Source organism: Microbispora sp. CL1-1 (genome assembly GCF_012034195.1).
In the GTDB taxonomy this organism is placed as follows: domain Bacteria; phylum Actinomycetota; class Actinomycetes; order Streptosporangiales; family Streptosporangiaceae; genus Microbispora.
In genome coordinates, this window is the sequence record NZ_JAATEK010000003.1 from 70805 (window position 1) to 90542 (window position 19738).

Here is a 19738-nt window from a genome sequence, read left to right on the forward strand (position 1 = left end):
ACGGCCGGACGGCTACCCGGCCGCCGCCGCCTCATGCGCGGTCGCGAGTATCGCACGGCCTCGCGGGACCGGCCGGGTTACGGAAGGTCAGGCCGGGTACGCCCCGAATCGGGGCAAAACACCACAAGGGGGACACGCATGATCAGCACACTCCACAAAATGGGACTGCGCTCCAGCGTGATGTACGGCGCCGCTATGGGGTCGATCGGCATGTCGATCGCCTCCTGGATCATCTCGAACAAATTCGAGGCGGCCGGCATCGAGCGCGCCGACCGCTGGGCGCTGTTCGTCGGCGAGTGGGCGCCGACCTTCTTCGCGATCGGAATCGCCCTGCGCATCGAGGAGATGACCGAGGAGAAGGGGCGGGAGACCCCCGAGTGGCAGGAGCAGAGCAGCGACATCCGCCGCCCCACCCGCGCCGGCGTGTAGCGGGCCGGGTCAGGGTTTCCGCGAGCGGCCCGGAGGGACCGGCCGGTCCCTCCGGGCCGCTTCGCGTGCTCCCGGCGTCGCCGGGAAGTGTCGTGGCCGCGGCGGGCACCGCGCGCCGGTCCCGGCGTCCCGCTCGGGCCCTGGGCATCCCGACCACGACCTTGGAGCGGCAGCCGAGCGACTTCCGAGCGACTTCCGAGCGGCTTCTGAGCGGCCTCGGAGAATGAGCCGCGCGTCCGGCCGCGCGCGCCACCGCTCCTGCGAGCAGGCGGCCGGCACGCGGAGGCGACGGGATCCGGCACGCCGACGCTCCGTTAGGCTCGGCGCGCGTGACCCCCGATCCCGCCGCCGTCGCGCGCTGGCTGCGCACGCGGCCCGCCCGCGTGGCCGGCACCCGTGTCCTGGCCGTCGAGGGACGCTCGGGTGCGGGCAAGTCGACGCTGGCCGCCGCAGTGGCCACGGAGCTCGACGCGCCGGTCGTCCGCATGGACGACCTGTACGACGGCTGGGACGGCCTGCAGGCCGGGGTGGACGCCCTGCTGGAGTGGGTGCTGCGTCCCCTGGGCAGAGGGGGCCGGGCACGCTGGCGGCGCTACGACTGGACGCGGGGCCGGTACGCCGAATGGCACGAGCTCCCCGAGTCGGACACGGTCGTGATCGAAGGCGTGGGCTGCGGCGCCCGCGAGGCGGAGCCGTACCTCAGCGGGCTGGTGTGGCTGGAGGCCGGTGAGGAGATCCGCAGGGCGCGGGCGCTCGCCCGCGACGGTGAACTGTACGCGCCCCACTGGCGGCGCTGGGCCGAGCAGGAGGAGCGGTACTACGCCCGCCACGACGTGCGCTCCCGGGCCGGCCTCGTCATCGTCACCGGCTGATCAGCCGAGACCGGCGCGATACTCCTCGTCGGTCACCGGCCCGTGCCAGTGCGTCGCGCCGCTCGCCGTGACGGCGATGTGCACCAGCGTGTCGTCGTCGACGGCGCCGTGCCAGTGCTTCTCGCCCGGCTGCACGTGGACCCAGTCGCCCGGCCCGATGCGCGTGCCGGTCGTCTCGCCCCAGCGCGTCACCACCCCGCGTCCCGACAGCACGTACAACGCCTGCTCCCCGTCGTGGGTGTGCCAGCCCGAGCGGGCCTGCGGGTCGTAGGAGAATCGCTGGGCACGCAGGCCGTCCGGCTCCGCCTCCTCCAGCGTCGGGGCCTCCCACACGCCGCCGGTGAACCTTTCCGGCCCCGGCCGGACGGCCTTGATGTCACCTTCGCGTACGAACCTCATCGCGCACTCCTTTCACCGCTTTCACCACGGGCCGGTCGCGTCATGCCGCCACCGCCCGCACCCATCGCCGGTCGCCGTGGAGGAAGCCCTCCATCGTGAGCCCGGCCTCGCACAGTAATTCCTCGAACCGGGCGTCCGTACGGCGCCTGCTGACGTACGTGTGCGTCCACCGCCGGTCCCCCACGACATACTCCATCGTCGCGGCGAGCAGATCCGGCTCGGGCCGGCTCACGTCCCTCATGCGGATCACCCGTCCGTCGCGGCGCCTCTCCGACGGCTCCACCGTGTCGTACCACTCGGGCGGCTGGCGCTGGAGGATCACGCACCCGTCCGGGGCGACGTGGCGGCGGCAGGTCCGCAGGAACGCCCGGCACAGGTCGTCGTCGGCGGTGTCGATCACGTACGACATCAGCAGGACCACGTCGAACATCCGGGCCAGGGACAGGTCCTGGATGCGGGACAGGACCGTCTCCGCCCCGTTGATGTGCGCGAGCATCTCGGGCGACTCGTCCACGGCGACCACCTCGTGACCGAGCGCGAGCAGGGCGCGGGTGATCCGGCCCGCTCCCGCGCCGAGTTCGAGGATCGCGGCGCCCTCCGGTATCGCGGCGTGGACGATCTCGGGTTCGCCGTCGGGCGTGAGCATCGCGTAGTAATCGACGGCGCACCCGTCCGGAGTGATCGGACCGGGGCCGGTGCCTTGATAGATGCGTTCTGGCGGCATGATCACCATCCTGCATCACGGGCGGTCCAATCGTGGCGATTTGTCCGATTTCTTCCGGGTATGTCGTTAATGATGAGTTCTCCGGACCGGAGGTGACAGGCATGAGCCTTCCGACGAGACGCGAGTCCAGGGGTCTCGTTCCCGACCTGTTCGACCTGCTGGAGGCACCGCTGGCCGCGCTCCGGCCGATGGCCGGACAGCAGATGCGGCTTGAGGACTACGTAGAGAACGGCCGATACGTGCTGCGCGCCGAACTGCCCGGGATCGACCCGGACAAGGACGTGGAGATCAGCGTGTCGAACGGCATGCTGACCATCCACGCGGAGCGGCGCCACGAGGAGCGGCAGGCGCACCGCACCGAGTTCCGGTACGGATCCTTCACCCGGTCGGTCATGCTGCCGCCGAACGTGGACGAGAACGACGTGAAGGCCACCTATGACAAGGGGATCCTCGAGGTGAGCGTGCGGCTCGCCCAAGAGAAGGAGGAGCGCAAGCGCATCCCCGTCGAAATGCCGGGAAAGAAGAAGAGCTGAGCTGAGGCGGCTAACACCGGGCCCGTCCGCGTCGCGCGGGCGGGCCCGGGTTCGTCCGCTCGACGTTCGCCCGGCGGCGCCCGCTCGCTTTCTCGTGCTTCGCTTCAAGAGGCGGCACACACGGTCGCGGGCGGCGCAGGCGTCTCACTCACCCGGGCACGGCACGCACTGCCACGGCTCAGGGCTCGCCCGCTCGCCGTGCACGGGCCTGCTTTGAGGCGCGGCGCGCTCCGCTCGGGGCTCACTCCGGCTCACTTCGTCCGGTTTCACGGCCGGCCGGCTCCGGCGGCTCGTTCGGTTCAGGGCAGGTTCAGGGCAGGTTCAGGGCACGGTTCAGGACGCCGACGGGGACCGTACGACGGCGACGGGGCACTCGGCGTGGTGCAGCACTCCCCTGCTGACCGAGCCGAGCATCGCCGAGCCCACCGCGCCCCTGCCGTGGGAGCCGACCACGAGCAGGCCCGCCGCGCGTGACGCCTGGACGAGCGCGTCGACCGGATGCCCGTAGGCGAGCTCCTCACGCACCGGCACGTCGGGATACCGCTTCCGCTGGTCCGCCGGCTTCTCGCGCGTGACGCGCTGATGTGCCTCGCGCACCTCTTCCACGTCATAGGTGATCTCGGGCGCGAGCGGATGGGCGGGCAGGTGCCAGGCGTGCACGGCCCGCAGCGTGGTGCCCTGTGCCCTGGCCTGCTCGAAGGCGTACGCCAGGGCGGGCTCGCATTCGGGCGAGTCGTCCACGCCCACCGCGATCTCCCCTCGCTCGCCGCTCCAGCCTGGCCGTACGACGACGACCGGGCAGGGGGCGTGCCCGGCGACGTTGGTGCTGACCGACCCGAGGACGATGCCGGCGAAGCCGCCCAGTCCCCGGCTGCCGAGCACGATCTCGACGGCCTCCTTGGCCTTGTCCCGCAGGACGCGGGAGGGGATGCCCTCGATGATCTCCGTACTGACCTTGACGTCCGGCTGCCGTTCGCGGGCCACGGCCTCGGCGGCGGCCAGCGCCCGCTCGGCGTGCGCGGTGAGCGGGTCGCCGCCCGAGGTGGGGAACTTCGGGATGCCGTAGGCCCAGTGGTCCACGACCGAGACGAAGCGCAGCGGGCAGCCGCGGCGGGCGGCGTCGTCCGCGGCCCACCGCACGGCGGCCGTCGCGGCGGGCGAACCGTCGGTGCCGACGATGATCGGGCCGGACATGGGCGCTCCTTCCTTCCTCACCGGCCTTCCGGCCTGGAGCCCTTCTCCATGTGACCACCGGCGGCCATGGCCCTCCAGGGTCGTAGGTCCTCAGCCCGGGGCCGCTGCCGGAGCCACTCGGCCGAGAGGGATGCTGGAGTCCTGGAGGTGGTCCGACATGGAATCGAAACGCTGGACCGTCGAAATCTTCGTCAACGAGGACGACAACGACGACGTCACCACCGCGACCGCCGTGCTCTACACGCCCGCGGGACGACGCCACGAGAGCGTCGGCCGAGCTCGCCGCAACCCGGCCGACCGGCCCGTGCCCGAGATCGGTGACGAGCTGGCGGCCGGACGGGCCCTCGCCGACCTGGGGGCGAAGCTCATCGGGGACGGCGCGGAGGACGTGGCGCAGCTCGCCGGTCCCGCCTACGAGTCGTACTGAGACCGTGGCCCGCTCTCCGGCGGCGGCCTGTGCCTGCCGGAGGACGCCGCCGGAGAGCGGACCTGTAGCGGAGAGCCGGCACCCGGGGGCTCCGCCGGAGTCCCCCGGGAGTCCACGCCCCATGCCCTCGTTCCACGCCGTCGCAGTGCACGGCGTCGCATCACACGGCGCCAAACCGCACGGCGTCACATCACATGGCGTCACATCACATGGCGTCACAGTGCACGGCGTCACATCACATGGCGTCACAGTGCACGGCGTCACATCACATGGCGTCACAGTGCACGGCGTCTTACATCTCGGTGTGTCATTCCGCGGGGTCGGCCGGGTCGTCGCCGAGGAGCCCAGCGGCCCGCATCTCCTCCCTCAGCCAGGCCATGGCGGCCTGCTCGCCTCCGGCCGGGCCGGTCCCGCCGGCCGGCGTGCCGTTGGCCGTACGGGGAGGCCCCGGGACGTCGCCCGCCGCGCGGCCAGGCGTCCGGCCCCCGCCGGGTCCGATGGCGTACGGGCGGTCGGCGGCCGTCCCCCCGCGCTTGCCCCGGCTTCCCGTGCCGCCCCGGCCCGTTGACGACGAGGTGCCGCCGGTCGACGTGGTGCGCCCGCGCCGGCCCCCGGTGACGAGACCGCCGGGCACCGGCCCGTTGGGCGAGGCACCCACGCCGTACGCGGCCTGCGGGGCCATGCCGGGCTGCGCCCCCGGGCCCGCCTGGCCGTCCTGGCCCGTGTGCCCGGCTTCGCCGTCCGGTCCCCCGGCCGCCGGCACGAGCAGTCCCGCGCCGGTCATCTCGGCGGTGAGCTGACCGAGCAGCGTGCCGGCCTCGATCGGCTCCGGCGTGATCTGCGCGAGGGCCGGGGCGAGGGCGCGCAGCGCGTTCGGCATCCCCGCGCCGGTGCGGTGGAGGTCGCCGAGGTTCAGCGGCACGCAACTCGACTTGATGATGTGGAAGAGGTGGTCGACCCGCCGTGCGTCCCGTCCGCTGAAGGGGCCGCGGAAGTCGCCGTGGTGGGCGAGCACCAGGGCCGCGAGGCCGGCGACGTGCGGCGCGGCCATGGAGGTGCCGTCCAGCGCGGCGTACCCGTCCGGCGGTACGGCCGACAGGACGGCCACACCCGGGGCGCACACGTCGATCTCGGGACCATGACAGGTGAAGCGCGGCGAGAAGAAGCCGTCGCCGGTCACCGGCCCGCGGATCTCGGCCTCGTGGGCGGTGCCGGGTGGGAACGCGTCCGCCTTGCCGACGGCCGCGACGGTCAGCACGCCCGGCAGGATGCCCGGGAAGCCGACCGGCCCGCCGTCGTTGCCGGCGGCCACCACGCACGCCACCCCCGCCTCGCGCGCCTGGTCGATCTTCGCGGCGACGAGCGGCGAGTGATGCCTGCTCGCCAGGCTCAGGTTGACGACGTCGATCCGCTGCTCGACGCAGTAGTCGAGCGCCTCGATCAGGTCGCTGAACCGCCCGCCCGGGAAGATCTTGCAGACGTGCACCTCGGCCTCGACGGCGAAGCCGACGACACCGCGGCCGTCGTCGGCCCCCGAGACGACGGCCGCGCAGTGGGAGCCGTGGTAGGCGGCGTCGACGGACCAGCCGTCCGGCTCGCCGCCGACGAGGTCGACACCGGCGTGGACGCGGTCGCGCAGGTCGGGGTGCCGTACGTCGGCCCCGGAGTCGATGATCGCGATCCTGACCCCCGCGCCGCGCAGCGTGGGCGGCAGGCGGTCGAGGTTCATCGCCTGCTGGCCCCAGCCGAAGACCTGCCTGCCGGGGAACCCGGCGAAGGTCTCCGACAGGCGTACCGGCTCGATCAGGTTGTCCCGGGTCGTGGACAGCGCCGGGCGGTCGATGTGGACGCTCCAGTAGCCGGAGCGCGGCCGGACCGTCACCCCGTTGATCGACTCCGGAGTCTCCCCGACCACCGTGATCACCGCGCGGCCGTCGGCCCCCGTGGACGTCTGGGCGGGCCAGCCGTGCCCGGTCACCAGGATGCTCGCGCCGGGCAGCGGCGTGCCGTCCGCGTCCCTGACCAGGAAGGTGAACGTGCTCTCCACGCCCGGCGGCACCACCGCCGGGGCGGACCGCCGCCTGCGCGGCGGCTGGGGCACGTCGCTGTAGGTGAGGAGCCGGTCGCGTTCGAAGTAGAGCTGCGGATACTGCCGCCGCAGTGCCTCGACGTGCTCCGCGGTCATCTCCGCCACGACCACAGCGGGGAACCCGGGAGCCTGAGCCCCCGGGTTCCCCGCCGTTCCCCGCAGGCGGCGCAACACGCGCACCTCGGGGTCGTCCTCCAGAAGCCTGCGCACCGTGTCGCCGTCGAGAGCCGGCACGGCCGCTCCCGGCGCCGCCGGATGCGGCTGGGGCAGCGCGGCCACCATGTAGCGCCGTGGCCGGGGCTCCACCGGCTGCGGCGCCTGACGGGACGCCTGCCGCCCCCGCGGGGACGCCGGGCGCGGCTCCTCGCTTCCGTCCTTGGGCTTGTCGTTACTGGTCACAAACGTCTCGACTCTCCCCAGCTCAGGCTGGTGTGGCCGGCCGCGCCCCGTGGGGGCACGAACGGCAGTTCAGGCTCTGTCATCACATTTCGCCGGTCTCGGGACGGCGGGGGCCCGGACCGGCCGCCGACCGGTCCGGGCCACCGAGGTGATCACGTCACAGCAGTGGAACCATGGGCCGTCCGGGGGCGACGGCGCCGAGCGCGAACTGGATCTGCGCCAGGCACGCGTCGTACCTCCCGGCCCGGTACAGCTGTACCGCCTGCACCAGCAGCGGGACGATCCCCGCGACCTGGGGCGCCTGCGGGAGTGACGCCTGCAGCCAGCCGTACAGCTGCTGGAGCGTCATGGCGCAGTGCGCCTGAAGCGGCGCGACCGGCGCCGGATGCCCCATCGCGACTCCCACGGCCGGGGGCGTCACCGGACCCATCCCGGGACCCATCGACTCCACGGTGTTCCTCCGATCAGAGTGCGGCACCGGCCGGCACCGGGACCTGCTGAGCGGCCTGCTGGTGCAGCTGGCCGTAACCCTGGCCGTAGCCCTGGCCGTAGACCTGCGACAGCGGCTGCATGGTCAGCGGCACCTGCTGCCCGTACGCCGCCTGGAGGTGCTGGGGCATGACGGGCTGAATGCCGAGCTGCAGGGCCTGCTGGCCGGGGTGCTGCGCGTACGCCTGGGCGGCGTACGGCTGGCCGTAAACCTGCGGGAGCTGCTGGGCCTGGGCCTGGATGGCCTGGAGGGCCTGCAGAACCTGCGGCGGGAGCACCTGCTGCTGAACCTGCTGCTGGATCTGCTCGCGGATCTGGTGCTGGTAGAGCACACCCTCCAGCATCTGGCGGGCCGCGGGAGCGCCGTAACGCACGCTGCACCGCGCGACCTTGGTCCAGAAGGTCACCGGGCTCACGAGGTGCTCCTGCGGGAGGATCTGCTCCTCCTGCTGCTGAAGCATCGCGAGCGGCGACAGCTGGTGCTGCATGCCCGGGATCTGCTGGCCGAGCTGCTGCAGGGGCGAGATCTGGTGCTGAGCGCCGTACCCCAGCGTGGTCGCCATGGTCGTGGGGTTCATAGCTGTGAACGTCATATTCACTCCTTCGGAGCCAGTAGGTCCGACCCATCGCCGATGTGATTACATCGCGTGACAGATCCGTCGCACAACGTTATAGGCGTAATGAGTAGATAAGGCCGATTTGGCACTCGGGCTCGGTGACGTGACGAACCGCGCCGGTCATACTCCGGCTTGGAGGTGGCGGTATGACACAGAGCGCTGAGCGGCGCACCTGGTTACGTGGATCGTTCCTCGGCCTGCTTCCGGCCCGAGCACGTGAGGAACTCCTCCGTCTCGGCTCCCTGCTGACGTATCCGAACCGGCACGTCCTGATCCGGGAGGGCGACCCAGGACATTCGGTCTACCTGCTGGTCGACGCGCTGGTGAAGGTCACGGCGCTCGCGGAGAACGGCTCCAGGACGCTCCTGTCGATCCGGGCGGACGGCGACGTCGTGGGCGAGATGGCCGCACTGACGGACCACCCGCGAGCGGCCACGGTGACCACCTGTAAGCGATCCCTCGTCTGTGTGCTGAAGGGTTCCATCTTCACCGCTCATCTCTCCCGCTCCCCCGAAGTCGCCGCCGTCCTCAGCAAGGTCGCGATCGACCGTTTGCGGTTCGCGAACCGCCGGCGTCTCGACTTCGCGGGATACGAGGCCGACGTCTGCCTGGCCCGGATCCTGGTCGATCTCGCCGTACGGCACGGGCGGCCCCACCGTGAAGGCATCGACATCGGAGTGCCGGTCACCCAGGCCGAACTGGGCGAGCTCATCGGTATCAAGGAACGCACGGTGCAGAAGGCGATACACGACCTGACCGCCCGCGGCCTCGTGCGGCAACGGCACCGGGGCGTGGTCATCAGGGACCTCGACGCCCTGACCGACTTCGCCGACCTGCGGCTCCAATCTCCCGGTTGAAAGCCGCATCAATGCGGGCTCGGTGAAGCCCGCCGGAGTCATCGTGGTCCGGCCGACACCCCAGTCAGGAGGCACGATGAGTCACCCTCCCATGCCCACCTCGCACGCGATGATCGCGGTGGACATCGAGAAGTACAGCGGGCGCAACGACCAGCAGCAACTCCACCTCCAGGAAGCCCTCGTCCGGGTGCTCGACGCCGCCGCGGCCGAGGCCGGTCTCGACAGGTCGGCGTGGGCCGAGCGTCAGCCTCAAGGGGACGGCGAGTTCTCCTGGCTCCCGCCCCACGCGCACCTCGGTGTTCTGGTCGGCGGGTTCGTCCGCGAGCTGGACGGGCAGCTCGGCCTGTACAACCGGCGCCACGCCGGGCAGTTCTGGACCCGCATGCGCCTGCGCATGGCCGTCCACTTCGGTCCCGTTCATCTGGGCGCCGCCAACGGGGTCGCCGGCGGCCACGCCGTACAACAAGCCCGGCTCCTCGACTCCGCCCCGGTGCGGCGGGCCCTCGACGCCTGCCCGGCCGCCGACCTGGCGCTCATCGTCTCCGACCGCGTATACGACGACTACATCAGCCAGGGGCTGGGCGAGCCGGGTGCCTACCGGCCCGTCCAGGTGAAGGTGAAGGAGCACTCCTGCACCGCGTACCTGCACGTGCCCGGTCACGATGTCGGCGGGCTCGGCGCCCTGGACCTTCTCGATCCCGAGGGCCCGGAGACGCCCGATACGGGCCATGCTGAGGCTGCCGAGGACCACGGCAGAGATCTGCCGCGTGCCTCCGCGATCGTCTACGGCGACCAGATCGGCGGTTCCTCGCACCGTGCGAGCGGCGGCGGCACCGTCAACGTCGTCGGCGGAGATCAGCACACCCACCCCTGGCACGAGGGGCGATGATGGCTGAGCCCGAAGCCCCCACTCGCGAACCGGAGCCCGGCGGAAAGGAGCACAAGCCCGGCAGAGTCGCGGAGCAGAGCACCCAGCGTGACCTGCGCGAGGAGCTCAGCGATCAGAGGAAGCAAAGCAGGATCTCCGCGCAGAATCTGGACGCCCTCTACGCCGACACCGTTATCGGCGGCGACGACATCGCGGGAGCCTCCCACCGAGCTTCCGACGGCGGCACGGTCAACGCCGCAGGGCGGGACCAGTACTTCATCGGCTGGTCCCAGGACGACAAGGCGGTGCGTACGGTCGGGGTTCCCGCCCGTACTGTCGGCATCGTCCGTCGCTGCCATGCGCCGACCGAGTCCTCCGGCATGCTGTCTCGGCGTCTTCACGACGAGCATGTGCTGCTCCTGCGCGGAGAACCGCACAGCGGGCAGCCCACTGCCGCTCTGGCCGCCCTGGCCCGGTGGACCGGTGACGACGGGCGTCTCGCCTGGCTTCATCTCGGGCGGGACCCTTTACGCCTCGTCGCCGCCGACCTACGCGACGCGACGGGGTACATCGTGACAGGGGGTGACGACGCCACCTGGAGCGGCCATGCCGACCAGGTGCTCGGACACCTGTGCAGAGTCGCCGAGCGGGCCGGGGCCCGCATCGTCGTTCTGGCCGGCCCCGGGTTCCCCGAGCACGACTGGACCGTGCGACACGAGCCGCCTCCGCTGGACAACGTGTTCGCCAACTGGCTGGTCCACGAGCTGTGCGAGGGCGGCGAGGCCCACCCCCAGGAGCGGGCCGACAAGACGGCGGCCGACGAACTCGTCCGGGAGAAGCTGGCGCGCTACCGGCGTCCTCGCGAGGCGCGCGCTCTGGCCCTGCAGGTGGCGACCGGCCTCCTGCGCGGCCGGTCCGTCGGCGAGATCCTGGAGGCGCTGCCCGAACAGAGACGCCTCAGAGCGAGGACTCTGCTCGCCAGGGAGACGCCCCGGAGGGCGCGCAGCTTCCTGATCGCCGGCTCTGTTCTCAGCGGATCAGCGGCGGCCGTCGTCGCCACGCAGACCCTGAGGCTGGCGACTCTCATCGAGGAGGAACTGGCTCGGCAGACGACCGTCGAGCAGCCGCGACGGCACCACATGTGGGAGTGGCTCAGCGACTGGACCGAGGACACGGGTATCAGGGTCAAGGAGACGGGGCAGGGCGGCGACGGGCAGGTCGTCGAGTTCGACGAGCCCCCGATGGCCGGTTCGATCCTGCGGGTCGTCTGGGAGGAGCAGCCCACGATCCACGAGCCACTGCTGGCGTGGCTGCACCAGCTGACGGAGAACGAAGAGTTCGGCACGCGGATGAAGGCGGCCGAGGCCATCGGGCTTCTGGCCACCTACGACTTCCACGCCATCTGTGACCGCTTCCTCGAGGAGTGGCGGGACAGCAAAGAGTTCGAGCGACGCGAACTGGCCGCCTGGGCGCTCGTCTCGGCGGCCCGCGACCCGCAGGTGGAGCCGAGGGTTCTCGAGTGCCTGGGCCGCTGGGCCCGCAACGGCCGAAGAGCCCAATCCGTGGTGATCCGCGCCTGCGGTTCGTGGCTGGGAGCACGCCATGTCGAGGAGGCCCTGCGCGTTCTCCGCGACATCGCGAAGACGTCGGGCTACGTTCTCGCCGAGAGCGTCGCCCGCGCCGTCTCCCAGATCCATCAGGACACCGAGAACGCCGAGGTCCCGGAGAACACCCGGAGGATCATCTCCGCCCTCGTGGAATGGTCGGCCGATCCCGAGTCGAAGTGGCCGGGCCGAGCCGCCGCCCTCGCGTTCGTGCGACTGCTCGCGTCCCCCGACGCGATCCGGGTCATCGACCTGGCTGCGGATCCCGGCGCGGCAGACGATCTCGTGGCGCTGTGGCGCCACATCCTTCTCCACGGCGTCACCCGCGGAGAAGACGCAGCGCTCACACCGGAGGCGTGGGACCTGCTGAGCGACTGGCTCGGCAGGTGGGAGGCGGACGCCGGAGTCCGGCGCGTCCTCTCCGAGGTGCTTACCCGGCCGCCCGGGGAGCTGCGGATGTCCCTGTCCTTCCATCTCCGGCTCTGGAGCCGGATTGGAAAAGTCGACGCCGAAGTCGCCGCCCGGGTCGCGGCGCTCATCGAAGGGAGTTGAACGTCATGTGGCTCATCCGATACCACATGCCCGCCAGGGGCCTCGACACGGCGGAGAACGTGAGCGAGTTCTCGTTCACCGCCCCGACGCGAGGGGACGTCTTCGACTTCGACGTTACGGTCACGCTGTCCTGGTCCGCGAGCGGCAGGCGCCGGCCGGAAGGTCCTGACGCCGCCGAGCGCGACCATGTCCAGGGACGCGTACGGGCCGAGACGCGGGCGATCACACGGCGGCACTCGCCGTACCACCCGGAGAGCGCCGAGCACGAGGTGAACGACGCGCTGAACGTTCTTCTCCGAGGGCTTCCGGTACATAACAGGCGGGTGCTCCTGCGATGGACGGCGCAGGCGGAGGTGCGGCCCTGCGAGGAGTTGCGTGCCCTGCAACAGGCACGGGCACGCCGTCTCTACGAGATCGACTGCGATGTCGCGGAGGCGAAACGTCGGGCGGAGACGGCCGAAGAGGTCCGGGCCGCCTGGGAACGGTTCCTCACCGGGGCCCGCACGAGCGAGCTGACCAGATATGCCATGCGCCTGGCCGAACAACCGCAGGCCAAGGCCGAGATCATCGCGGAGATGCTGGACAAGAGCGAGGACACGGCCGCTCACTTCATCCAGAAGCTCGACAAGCTGATGACCCTCCATGAGAGGGGCAACCTCCTGGACTTGCTGCTCGGCAGCGAGACTGCGCTGCGGGGTGCGATGACCGCGCTGGGATTGGCGGTTCCACCCCTCGACCCCGATCCGCTGCTGCCGAGCGGCTTCGGTCAGCCATAGAGGGCTCCCAGGGCGAGCCACAGCAGGGTGGCGACGAGCATGAGGGCCGTCCACGGCAGCGCTCGTCCCACCCTGCGGTGCTTCTCACGGCTCAGTTCGGCCAGCGTGCCTGCGAGGAGCCACGCCTCCCGTTCCTGCTGTGGGGCGCTCACCCGCGACGGTCCGCTTCCCGGACCGGCCAGGCCGAACCTGTTGGGCCCGGCAGGCCCGTCCAGGCGAGGACGTAAGCCCTGCACGAGGTGATAGCCGGCGACGAGGAAGCCTGCGACGTAGAGCGTGACCAGCACAACGGCGACCACTCCCAGGGCGATGGGCGCTCCCGGCGCGCGCAGGCCGGCCAGCGCCCCCATCTGCGTCGCCGCCACCGCCGCCGCCCCGAGATGCACGGTGGTGACGGTGGCGACCTTGGCGTCGGCATGCTGCACGTATCCCTGAAAGGTGCCGACCGTGGTGAGCGCCACCGTCAACGCCTCGACGGGGGTCAATTCGTCCTTGCGCCTGCCCATACGAACCCTCCTGATCGTCGTCTTCGAGTGAATCGCCGATCCGGCTACGTAGGACCGCATGAGTGCGGGTTCAACACCGACATCTCTGTTTGCCTTGACAAATTAGTTTGTCGGGAGCGATGCTTTGGGCATGAAAGACGTGGCGGTGATCGAGGACCCGGCCGCGGCGGAGGCGTCGCTCGATCCGATGCGGGCGCGGTTGCTCGCCGAGCTTACGGAACCCAACTCGGCGACGATGCTGGCGGCCAAGGTGGGGCTGCCGAGGCAGAAGGTGAACTACCACCTCAAGACCCTGGAGCGGCACGGCCTCGTCGAGCTGGTCGAGGAGCGCCGCAAGGGCAACGTCAACGAACGGGTCATGCGGGCGACGGCGGCGTCGTTCGTGATCTCCCCCGCCGCGCTCGCGTCGGTCGCGCCCGACCCGTCGCGCTCACCCGACCGGCTGTCGGCGCGGTGGCTGCTGGCGCTCGCCGCCCAGCTCGTACGCGACGTGGGCACGCTGATCGTGGGAGCGTCCCAGGCACGCAAGAAGCTCGCGACGTTCGCCATCGACGGCAGGGTGCGCTTCGCCTCCGCCGCCGACCGCGCCGCGTTCGCCGAGGAGCTGTCGGCCGCCGTGGCCGCGCTCGTGACCAAGTATCACGACGACTCGGCCGAAGGCGGGCGCGAGCACCGTCTGGTCGTCGCCGTCCATCCCGCCGTCCCCCGGACGGCCGACACCGAGGAGCGCTAGTGCCGCACGAGTTCGAGCTGCACAAGGAAATCGAGCTGGACGCGACCCCCGACCAGGTCTGGGAGGCGATCGCCACCGGTCCGGGGGTGGACTCCTGGTTCATGGGACGCACCGAGATCGAGCCCGTCGAGGGCGGCCGCGGCCGGTTCACCATGTTCGGCAACAGCGAGAGCACCACCGTGACCTCGTACGAGCCCGGCAAGCGGTTCGCGTTCCGCAGTGACGAGAACCCCGACGGCACGTTCACGGCGATGGAATATCTCATCGAGGGGCGCGAGCACGGCAGCACGGTCCTGCGCCTGGTGCAGCACGGCTTCCTCGGCGACGACTGGGAGACCGAGTTCGAGGCGATGGGCGTCGGCTGGGACATGTACCTGCACAAGCTGGTCCAATACCTCACCTACTTCCGCGGGCGCCCGGTCACGGTCGTGTCCGCCGCACGCCCCCAGGCGGCCGAGAGCGAGCCGGCCTGGGCGGCGATCAAGGACGCGCTGGGCCTGCCTGCCACGGTCCGGCTGGGCGACCCCGTACGGCTCGCGGTGGACGGGCTGCCGCCGGAGGACGGGGTGGTCGACTACACCGGCTTCCCGGGCTTCCTCGGCGTGCGGACCGCCGACGGGCTCTACCGGTTCATCCACTCCGGCCCGAAGCGGGGGAACGTGGTGGTCCTCGGACACCATGTCTTCGCCGAGGACGCCGACCAGGAGCAGGTCGAGGCCGCCTGGCGGTCCTGGCTTTCCCGGCTCTTCCCCTGACCCTCGTGAGCCCGGCCGTACGCCGCGCCTCTGGGGCGCGCGGCGTACGGCTCCGTGCTCAGGCCCAGATGGCACAGGGGATGCCGTCGGAGAAGACCTCGGGAGGATCGGGCAGCGGCCGCGCCTCCCCGGACGCCACCCGCAGGGCCGTCCAGGCGGCGGCGCCCGCGTCGAGCACATCGTCCACTCCGGCCGCCGCCCCGGCCGGGCCGAGGTCGCCCGCGAGCACGACGCCCGCCGATGCCAGCAGTTCGCATCGCCGTTCGGCGCCCGCCCACGTCGTCTTCGGGTGCGGCAGGGGCGCCCCGGCGAGCCGGGCGAAGCTCAGCTCGGGGTGGATCTCCACGACGCGCCTGCCCGTCTCCCGCACCCAGCGCTCGACCTCCAGCAGCTTCTCCCTGAGCCCGTACGCCTGGCGGGAGACGCCCTCGCCGGTCAGCCGACGGTTGACGGCCACGGCCGTGGCGTAGTCGTCCGCCTCGATCGCGGCACGCGCCGGGGTCATGAACACCGACCGCCACCGGGGGCCGAGCTCCGCCCGCGCCAGCACGTCCGCCCGGCGGCGGCCCCGGCCCCGGCTCCCAGGGCCAGGGCCGCCGGGTCCGCCGGGGAGACCGTCGGGCAGGCCGATCGGCATGTCCACCGCCACGACGGCGACCTCGCCGTCCACGTCGGCCTGGGCGACCAGGTCCGCGATGCGCGGCGCGAAGCAGGCACGCGCCGCACCGCCGCCCCCGGCGGGCGGGATCACCCCGATCCAGCCCGCCCTGCACGCGTCGACGCCGAGCACACGAGCATTCTTCACACGACCATGCTCAGCCCTGCCGGGGGACGACGTGGCCGAAGCGGAACAGGTTCGCCGGGTCGTAGACCTCGCGCAGCTTCGCCAGCCGCCGCAGCGTCTCCTCCGGCCAGGCCCGCGAGATCTGCTCGGGAGCCAGCGCGCCACCCTGGAAGTTGATCTGCGCGCCGCCGGTCGACCAGGGCGCGAGGGCCTCGATCACGGCCCGTACGGCCGCGGGGACGGCCGTGTCCATCAGCTCCGGCACCGGCGCGCCGACGGCCAGCAGCGTGAAGGCGGCGTCGCGCCCGCCCACGGCGTTGGGCTCCGCGGGCTGACGGGCGAGCGCGCCGCCGAGCTGGCGCAGCTCGACCACGGCGAGCGGAACCTGCGCGGCCGGGCCGGCGGCCGAGAGCAGCGCGTCCACGGTCTCGGCCGTCAGCTCGCGCAGCAGCGCGCCCCGCTCCACGACCGGCATGGGCTGCGTCGGGTCCTGGTGGATGGAGTCGATCGCCGTGTACGGCAGGGGCCCGACGGCGTCGAGCACCGGCTCGGCCACGGCCCGCATGGGGGCCAGCAGCGCCTCGGCCTCCTGTCCCTCCCCCACGTGGGCGACCCGCAGGTGGACGACGAACCTGCCGCTGAGCTGCGGCGGCAGCTCGGGCAGCGGGGGCAGGCGCAGCAGCGCGACCGACGTGCCGGTGGTCTCCGGCAGCGTGCCGGCCCAGCCGCGGTAGGCGTGCAGGACCCGCCCGGCGTCCTCGGCCGCGTAGAACAGGCCGCCGCCGTACAGGCCGGTGAGCGGCAGCAGGTCCACGGTGATCGAGGTGACGACGCCGAACCCTGCCTTGCCGCCGCGCAGCGCCCAGAACAGGTCGGGCTCGCGGACCGCGTCGGCGGTGCGCACCACACCGTCACCGGTGACGACGGTGAGCTCCCGCACGTGGTCGGCCGCGAACCCGAAAGTGCGGGCGATCGGCCCGATGCCGCCGCCGAGCGTGAAGCCGACCACGCCGACGCCGGTCGCCGAGCCGCACACCGGGGCCAGGCCGTACGGCGCGGCGGCGGCGATGACCTCGCCCCACGTGCAGCCGGCCGCGATCGTGGCGGTGCGGGCGGAGGGGTCCACCACGACCTCGCGCATCGCGCGGGTGCTGATCAGGACCGCGCCGTCGGCCGCCTGCACGGCGCCGTGGCCGGTCGCCTGCACGGCCACGGGCAGCCCGTGCGCGGCGGCGAGCCGTACGGCCGCTGCCACGTCGCCGGCGTCCCGCGCCGCGACGATCACGGCGGGCCGGTGGCGCACGGCGAGGTTGAACCCGGCGGCCTCCTCCTCGAACCCGTCCTGTCCCGCGACCAGGACCCGGCCGGCGACCTGTCCCCGCAGCGCGTCTTCGATGGTGCTGTGCATGTCCGTCCTTCTGATGTCGCTTGCTGTGACAGTGACAGTTGTCGCAGCCGCGTCTTGGTGTTCTCTTGCACCTGCCGGGCCGGGGGTTCGGCGACGTGCCGGTGAGAGCCTAGAGACAGAAGGAGATTCTCGTGACGACACCCCCATGCTGGGGCGATGCCGCCGCCGTCGGACAAGCGCCGGAGGGGTGCGCCGCGTCGCCGGGAACGTAGCCGGGAACGTCGCGGGGAACGTCGCGGGGAACGTCGCGGGGAACGTCGCGGGGAACGTCGCGGGGAACGTCGCGGGGAACGTCGCGGGGAACACTGCTGCTGCGCGAGGTGCGGCCGCACACCGGCCGGCGGGAGCCGGCATCACCGGCCCGGCAGCGTGACGCGGAGCACCGTGAAGGAGTTCCGGAGGCTCGGCAGGTGCGGGGTGTTCGCAACTGCGCCGCCCCAGCTCTTGTCGAGATGCTGCGACGGGTTTTTCGCGCCATCGTGGGTGCCATGAGCCGGCGACAGGTCACCCCCGGGCATGGCCACGGACACGAGCACGAGCACGGACACGAGCACGAGCACGGACACGGCCATGGGCATGGACACGAGCACGGGCACGGCCATGGGCATGGGCATGGACGCGGTGCGGCGGCGCTTCGTGCGCGGGTGGCGCACCTGTTGCGCCCCCACTCGCACGAGCACGCGGACAAGATCGATTCGGTGATGGAGTCGTCCGCCCGGGGGATGCGGGCGCTGTGGGTGTCGCTGGCCGGTCTCGGCGCGACCACGGTGGTCCAGGCGGCCGTGGTGGCGCTGTCGGGGTCGGTGGCGCTGCTGGGCGACACCCTGCACAACGCGGCCGACGCCCTGACCGCCGTGCCGCTCGGGATCGCGTTCCTGCTCGGCCGCCGTCCGCCCACCCGCCGCTACACCTACGGCTACGGGCGGGCCGAGGACCTGGCGGGCGTCGTCATCGTCGTGACGATCGCCGCCTCCTCGATCGCCGCCGCGTACGCCGCGATCGGACGGCTCCTGGAGCCGCGAGAGGTCTCCCACCTGGGGGCCGTCGCGGCGGCGGCGCTCGTGGGCTTCGCCGGGAACGAGCTGGTCGCCCGCCACCGCATCCGGGTCGGGCGTGAGATCGGCTCGGCCGCCCTCGTCGCCGACGGGCTGCACGCCCGCACCGACGGCTTCACCTCACTGGCCGTCCTCGCCGGAGCCGGAGGAGCGGCCCTCGGCTGGACCTGGGCCGACCCCGCCGTCGGCCTGCTCATCACGGTCGCGATCCTGATGGTGCTGCGGCAGGCGGCGCGTGAGGTGTACCGGCGGCTGATGGACGCCGTCGACCCCGCTCTCGTGGACCTCGCCGAGGCGACCCTGCGGGGCACGCCCGGCGTGCTCGGCCTGGGCCAGGTGCGGCTGCGCTGGATCGGTCACCGGCTCAGGGCCGAGTGCGAGGTCGTCGTCGATCCGGCCGCCACGGTGGTGGAGGCGCACCGGGTCGCGGCCGAGGCCGAGCACAACCTGATCCACGCCGTCCCCCGGCTGACGGCCGCGATCGTGCACGCCGATCCGCTGCCTCACGACGGCGTGGACCACCACGCCGTCCTCGACGGCCATCGCCACGATCGACCCCACGTTGGCGGCGACGGCCACCGGCGCGACCGTCCTCCGGCCGGCCTCGGGGGCCACCGGCACGACCAGCCCTCGGCCGGCCTCGACGGTCACCGGCACGACCATTCCCCGGCCGGTGTCGTCCGGCACCCCGCCGGCTGACCCGCGCACGACACGCCCGGCGTTCGGTGGGCGCTTTTCCGTACGGAGGTCAGAACCAGCCGCGGCGCCGGGCCATCGCGGTGAGGCCGTCGCGCAGCGCCTGCTCCACCCTGCCGGGGTGGTCGCCGTACCCGACGCGGAAGCGGTTGTAGACGTCGTGGCTTGAGGTGAGGAAGCCGCCCCTCTTGTCGGCTTCCAGGACCACGTCCATCGAGTGCGGTCCGGCGATGAAGGTCAGCTCCAGCTCGCTGAAGTGGCGGCGCCACTCCGCACCGGCGTGATACTCGATCTCCTGGTAGAACGGCATGGTCGAGCCCCGGAGGGTGCCGCGCTCCAGGTCGGCCCGCTTGAAGTGGAACCCCATGCGGACGAGCGCCCCCAGCAGGTGGTCCTGCGCGGGCAGCGGGTTGACGTACAGCGGGTCGAGGTCGCCCTTGTCGAGCGCGCCCGCGAGCGCCAGCTCGGTGGCCACGCCGAGCCGCATGCCCGGCAACGGACGCCCGCCGACCGCGCTGACCGGTGTCTCCCACGGCACCGGGATCGCGAACGGCAGCGCGCGGGCCTCCCCCGCCCGCAGCTCGAACGGCCCGGACACCGGCGCCCGCAGGAAGCTGTAGGTCGCGTGGTGTTCCTGGTCGCCGCGCTCGACCTCCACGACGGCGGTGAAGTCGACGGTGATCCCGTCCACCTTGTGGTCGGACGACCCGCCCCTGAAACGGACCTCGCCGTACAGGGTCTCTCCCGGACGCACGTGCGGGTCGCGCAGCACCGTGTCGACCTCCACGCCGGCCCCGAGCGCGGCCATCAGCTTGCGGAACACCGATCACTCCCTTGGTCGCGGGTCGTTCACCGCTGCCAACGACCTGTCCCGGCCGCCCGGTTCCCGTACGTACGCCGTCGTGAGGCGAGCAGGCCGAGGAAGACGTCCGCCCTCGGGTGTCCGTTCCGGCCGTCGCCGTTCGTCGGTTC

22 protein-coding genes are annotated in these 19738 nt (G+C 72.2%); 11 read left to right on the forward strand and 11 right to left on the reverse strand.

Translation table 11 applies throughout. The features are described from left to right. The first annotated feature begins 138 nt into the window (after positions 1-138). The gene (locus HCK04_RS04600; RefSeq protein WP_142645621.1) at positions 139-429 is read left to right on the forward strand and encodes a hypothetical protein; all 291 of its coding nucleotides are present in this window, start codon (positions 139-141) and stop codon (positions 427-429) included. A 329-nt stretch (positions 430-758) separates the two neighbouring features. Continuing rightward, on the forward strand, positions 759-1301 hold the full coding sequence (locus HCK04_RS04605) for a dephospho-CoA kinase (RefSeq protein ID WP_142645622.1): 543 nt from the start codon (positions 759-761) through the stop codon (positions 1299-1301). On the opposite strand, the gene HCK04_RS04610 is transcribed toward HCK04_RS04605, so the two are convergent. Beyond that, a complete protein-coding gene (locus HCK04_RS04610) occupies positions 1302-1700 on the reverse strand; it encodes a cupin domain-containing protein (protein ID WP_142645623.1) in 399 nt (132 codons plus the stop codon). A gap of 40 nt (positions 1701-1740) precedes the next feature. Next, positions 1741-2424: a methyltransferase domain-containing protein gene (locus tag HCK04_RS04615; RefSeq protein WP_142645624.1), complete on the reverse strand. Its 684-nt coding sequence runs from the start codon at positions 2422-2424 to the stop codon at positions 1741-1743. A 101-nt stretch (positions 2425-2525) separates the two neighbouring features. Between HCK04_RS04615 and HCK04_RS04620 the strand changes: the two genes are divergently transcribed. Further along, the gene (locus HCK04_RS04620; protein WP_142645625.1) at positions 2526-2957 is read left to right on the forward strand and encodes an Hsp20/alpha crystallin family protein; all 432 of its coding nucleotides are present in this window, start codon (positions 2526-2528) and stop codon (positions 2955-2957) included. A 333-nt stretch (positions 2958-3290) separates the two neighbouring features. Here HCK04_RS04620 and HCK04_RS04625 read toward each other — a convergent pair whose 3' ends face one another. Then, positions 3291-4151, reverse strand: a complete 861-nt coding sequence (locus HCK04_RS04625) for a universal stress protein (protein WP_142645626.1) — start codon at positions 4149-4151, stop codon at positions 3291-3293. Between the two features lie 157 nt (positions 4152-4308). On the opposite strand from HCK04_RS04625, the gene HCK04_RS04630 reads away from it, so the two are divergent. Then, positions 4309-4578 (forward strand): DUF1876 domain-containing protein, encoded by a 270-nt coding sequence (locus HCK04_RS04630; protein ID WP_142645627.1) that lies wholly within the window; start codon positions 4309-4311, stop codon positions 4576-4578. 307 nt (positions 4579-4885) lie between these two features. On the opposite strand, the gene HCK04_RS43380 is transcribed toward HCK04_RS04630, so the two are convergent. The 3 genes from HCK04_RS43380 to HCK04_RS04645 all read right to left on the reverse strand — a co-directional run bounded on the left by HCK04_RS43380 (position 4886) and on the right by HCK04_RS04645 (position 8148). Continuing rightward, positions 4886-7066: a S8 family serine peptidase gene (locus HCK04_RS43380; RefSeq protein ID WP_142645628.1), complete on the reverse strand. Its 2181-nt coding sequence runs from the start codon at positions 7064-7066 to the stop codon at positions 4886-4888. Positions 7067-7223: 157 nt separating this feature from the next. After that, positions 7224-7508, reverse strand: coding sequence for a hypothetical protein (locus HCK04_RS04640; RefSeq protein ID WP_142645629.1), 285 nt, complete (start codon positions 7506-7508; stop codon positions 7224-7226). Between the two features lie 22 nt (positions 7509-7530). Further along, positions 7531-8148, reverse strand: a complete 618-nt coding sequence (locus HCK04_RS04645; protein ID WP_142645630.1) for a hypothetical protein — start codon at positions 8146-8148, stop codon at positions 7531-7533. A gap of 170 nt (positions 8149-8318) precedes the next feature. Between HCK04_RS04645 and HCK04_RS04650 the strand changes: the two genes are divergently transcribed. The 4 genes from HCK04_RS04650 (at position 8319) to HCK04_RS04665 (ending at position 12829) form a co-directional block, all read left to right on the forward strand. After that, the gene (locus tag HCK04_RS04650) at positions 8319-9029 is read left to right on the forward strand and encodes a Crp/Fnr family transcriptional regulator (protein WP_142645631.1); all 711 of its coding nucleotides are present in this window, start codon (positions 8319-8321) and stop codon (positions 9027-9029) included. 76 nt (positions 9030-9105) lie between these two features. Next, positions 9106-9918, forward strand: a complete 813-nt coding sequence (locus tag HCK04_RS04655) for a hypothetical protein (RefSeq protein ID WP_142645632.1) — start codon at positions 9106-9108, stop codon at positions 9916-9918. After that, a complete protein-coding gene (locus HCK04_RS04660) occupies positions 9918-12053 on the forward strand; it encodes a hypothetical protein (protein ID WP_142645633.1) in 2136 nt (711 codons plus the stop codon). Before HCK04_RS04655 ends, HCK04_RS04660 begins: the two co-directional genes overlap by 1 nt. A 5-nt stretch (positions 12054-12058) precedes the next feature. Next, on the forward strand, positions 12059-12829 hold the full coding sequence (locus HCK04_RS04665) for a hypothetical protein (RefSeq protein WP_142645634.1): 771 nt from the start codon (positions 12059-12061) through the stop codon (positions 12827-12829). Here the strand turns inward: HCK04_RS04665 and HCK04_RS04670 are convergent. After that, complete coding sequence (locus HCK04_RS04670) at positions 12820-13335, reverse strand: hypothetical protein (RefSeq protein ID WP_142645635.1); 516 nt, start codon at positions 13333-13335, stop codon at positions 12820-12822. The two genes, HCK04_RS04665 and HCK04_RS04670, sit on opposite strands and share 10 nt — an antisense overlap. Before the next feature lie 130 nt (positions 13336-13465). On the opposite strand from HCK04_RS04670, the gene HCK04_RS04675 reads away from it, so the two are divergent. Further along, entirely contained in the window at positions 13466-14068 is a 603-nt protein-coding gene (locus HCK04_RS04675) for a helix-turn-helix domain-containing protein (RefSeq protein ID WP_185948917.1), read from the forward strand. Continuing rightward, entirely contained in the window at positions 14068-14823 is a 756-nt protein-coding gene (locus tag HCK04_RS04680) for an SRPBCC domain-containing protein (RefSeq protein WP_142645636.1), read from the forward strand. Before HCK04_RS04675 ends, HCK04_RS04680 begins: the two co-directional genes overlap by 1 nt. A 58-nt stretch (positions 14824-14881) precedes the next feature. Here the strand turns inward: HCK04_RS04680 and HCK04_RS04685 are convergent, their stop codons facing one another. From HCK04_RS04685 to HCK04_RS41985, 3 genes are all read right to left on the reverse strand, one after another. Continuing rightward, complete coding sequence (locus tag HCK04_RS04685) at positions 14882-15628, reverse strand: DUF429 domain-containing protein (protein ID WP_142645637.1); 747 nt, start codon at positions 15626-15628, stop codon at positions 14882-14884. Between the two features lie 10 nt (positions 15629-15638). Beyond that, a complete protein-coding gene (locus tag HCK04_RS04690) occupies positions 15639-17015 on the reverse strand; it encodes an FAD-binding oxidoreductase (RefSeq protein ID WP_142645638.1) in 1377 nt (458 codons plus the stop codon). A 353-nt stretch (positions 17016-17368) separates the two neighbouring features. Further along, on the reverse strand, positions 17369-17695 hold the full coding sequence (locus HCK04_RS41985) for a hypothetical protein (RefSeq protein ID WP_240971003.1): 327 nt from the start codon (positions 17693-17695) through the stop codon (positions 17369-17371). 21 nt (positions 17696-17716) lie between these two features. Here HCK04_RS41985 and HCK04_RS04695 point away from each other — a divergent pair, with 21 nt between their 5' ends. Beyond that, positions 17717-18769 carry a cation diffusion facilitator family transporter gene (locus HCK04_RS04695; protein ID WP_240971028.1) on the forward strand — a complete coding sequence of 351 codons (1053 nt, stop codon included), beginning with the start codon at positions 17717-17719 and terminating at the stop codon, positions 18767-18769. 49 nt (positions 18770-18818) lie between these two features. Here the strand turns inward: HCK04_RS04695 and HCK04_RS04700 are convergent, their stop codons facing one another. Beyond that, the gene (locus HCK04_RS04700) at positions 18819-19589 is read right to left on the reverse strand and encodes a sporulation protein (protein ID WP_260617114.1); all 771 of its coding nucleotides are present in this window, start codon (positions 19587-19589) and stop codon (positions 18819-18821) included. Positions 19590-19738 lie beyond the last annotated feature (149 nt).

Bases quoted from the DNA above. Each gene is read 5' to 3' on its own strand.
- HCK04_RS04625 (WP_142645626.1), bottom strand. From the start codon at position 4,151: ATGTCCGGCCCGATCATCGTCGGCACCGACGGTTCGCCCGCCGCGACG.
- HCK04_RS04695 (WP_240971028.1), top strand. From the start codon at position 17,717: ATGGAGTCGTCCGCCCGGGGGATGCGGGCGCTGTGGGTGTCGCTGGCC.
- HCK04_RS04690 (WP_142645638.1), bottom strand. From the start codon at position 17,015: ATGCACAGCACCATCGAAGACGCGCTGCGGGGACAGGTCGCCGGCCGG.
- HCK04_RS04630 (WP_142645627.1), top strand. From the start codon at position 4,309: ATGGAATCGAAACGCTGGACCGTCGAAATCTTCGTCAACGAGGACGAC.
- HCK04_RS04665 (WP_142645634.1), top strand. From the start codon at position 12,059: ATGTGGCTCATCCGATACCACATGCCCGCCAGGGGCCTCGACACGGCG.
- HCK04_RS04615 (WP_142645624.1), bottom strand. From the start codon at position 2,424: ATGCCGCCAGAACGCATCTATCAAGGCACCGGCCCCGGTCCGATCACT.
- HCK04_RS04640 (WP_142645629.1), bottom strand. From the start codon at position 7,508: ATGGGTCCCGGGATGGGTCCGGTGACGCCCCCGGCCGTGGGAGTCGCG.
- HCK04_RS04620 (WP_142645625.1), top strand. From the start codon at position 2,526: ATGAGCCTTCCGACGAGACGCGAGTCCAGGGGTCTCGTTCCCGACCTG.
- HCK04_RS04650 (WP_142645631.1), top strand. From the start codon at position 8,319: ATGACACAGAGCGCTGAGCGGCGCACCTGGTTACGTGGATCGTTCCTC.
- HCK04_RS04610 (WP_142645623.1), bottom strand. From the start codon at position 1,700: ATGAGGTTCGTACGCGAAGGTGACATCAAGGCCGTCCGGCCGGGGCCG.
- HCK04_RS04655 (WP_142645632.1), top strand. From the start codon at position 9,106: ATGAGTCACCCTCCCATGCCCACCTCGCACGCGATGATCGCGGTGGAC.
- HCK04_RS04645 (WP_142645630.1), bottom strand. From the start codon at position 8,148: ATGACGTTCACAGCTATGAACCCCACGACCATGGCGACCACGCTGGGG.
- HCK04_RS04675 (WP_185948917.1), top strand. From the start codon at position 13,466: ATGAAAGACGTGGCGGTGATCGAGGACCCGGCCGCGGCGGAGGCGTCG.
- HCK04_RS04660 (WP_142645633.1), top strand. From the start codon at position 9,918: ATGGCTGAGCCCGAAGCCCCCACTCGCGAACCGGAGCCCGGCGGAAAG.
- HCK04_RS04670 (WP_142645635.1), bottom strand. From the start codon at position 13,335: ATGGGCAGGCGCAAGGACGAATTGACCCCCGTCGAGGCGTTGACGGTG.
- HCK04_RS04600 (WP_142645621.1), top strand. From the start codon at position 139: ATGATCAGCACACTCCACAAAATGGGACTGCGCTCCAGCGTGATGTAC.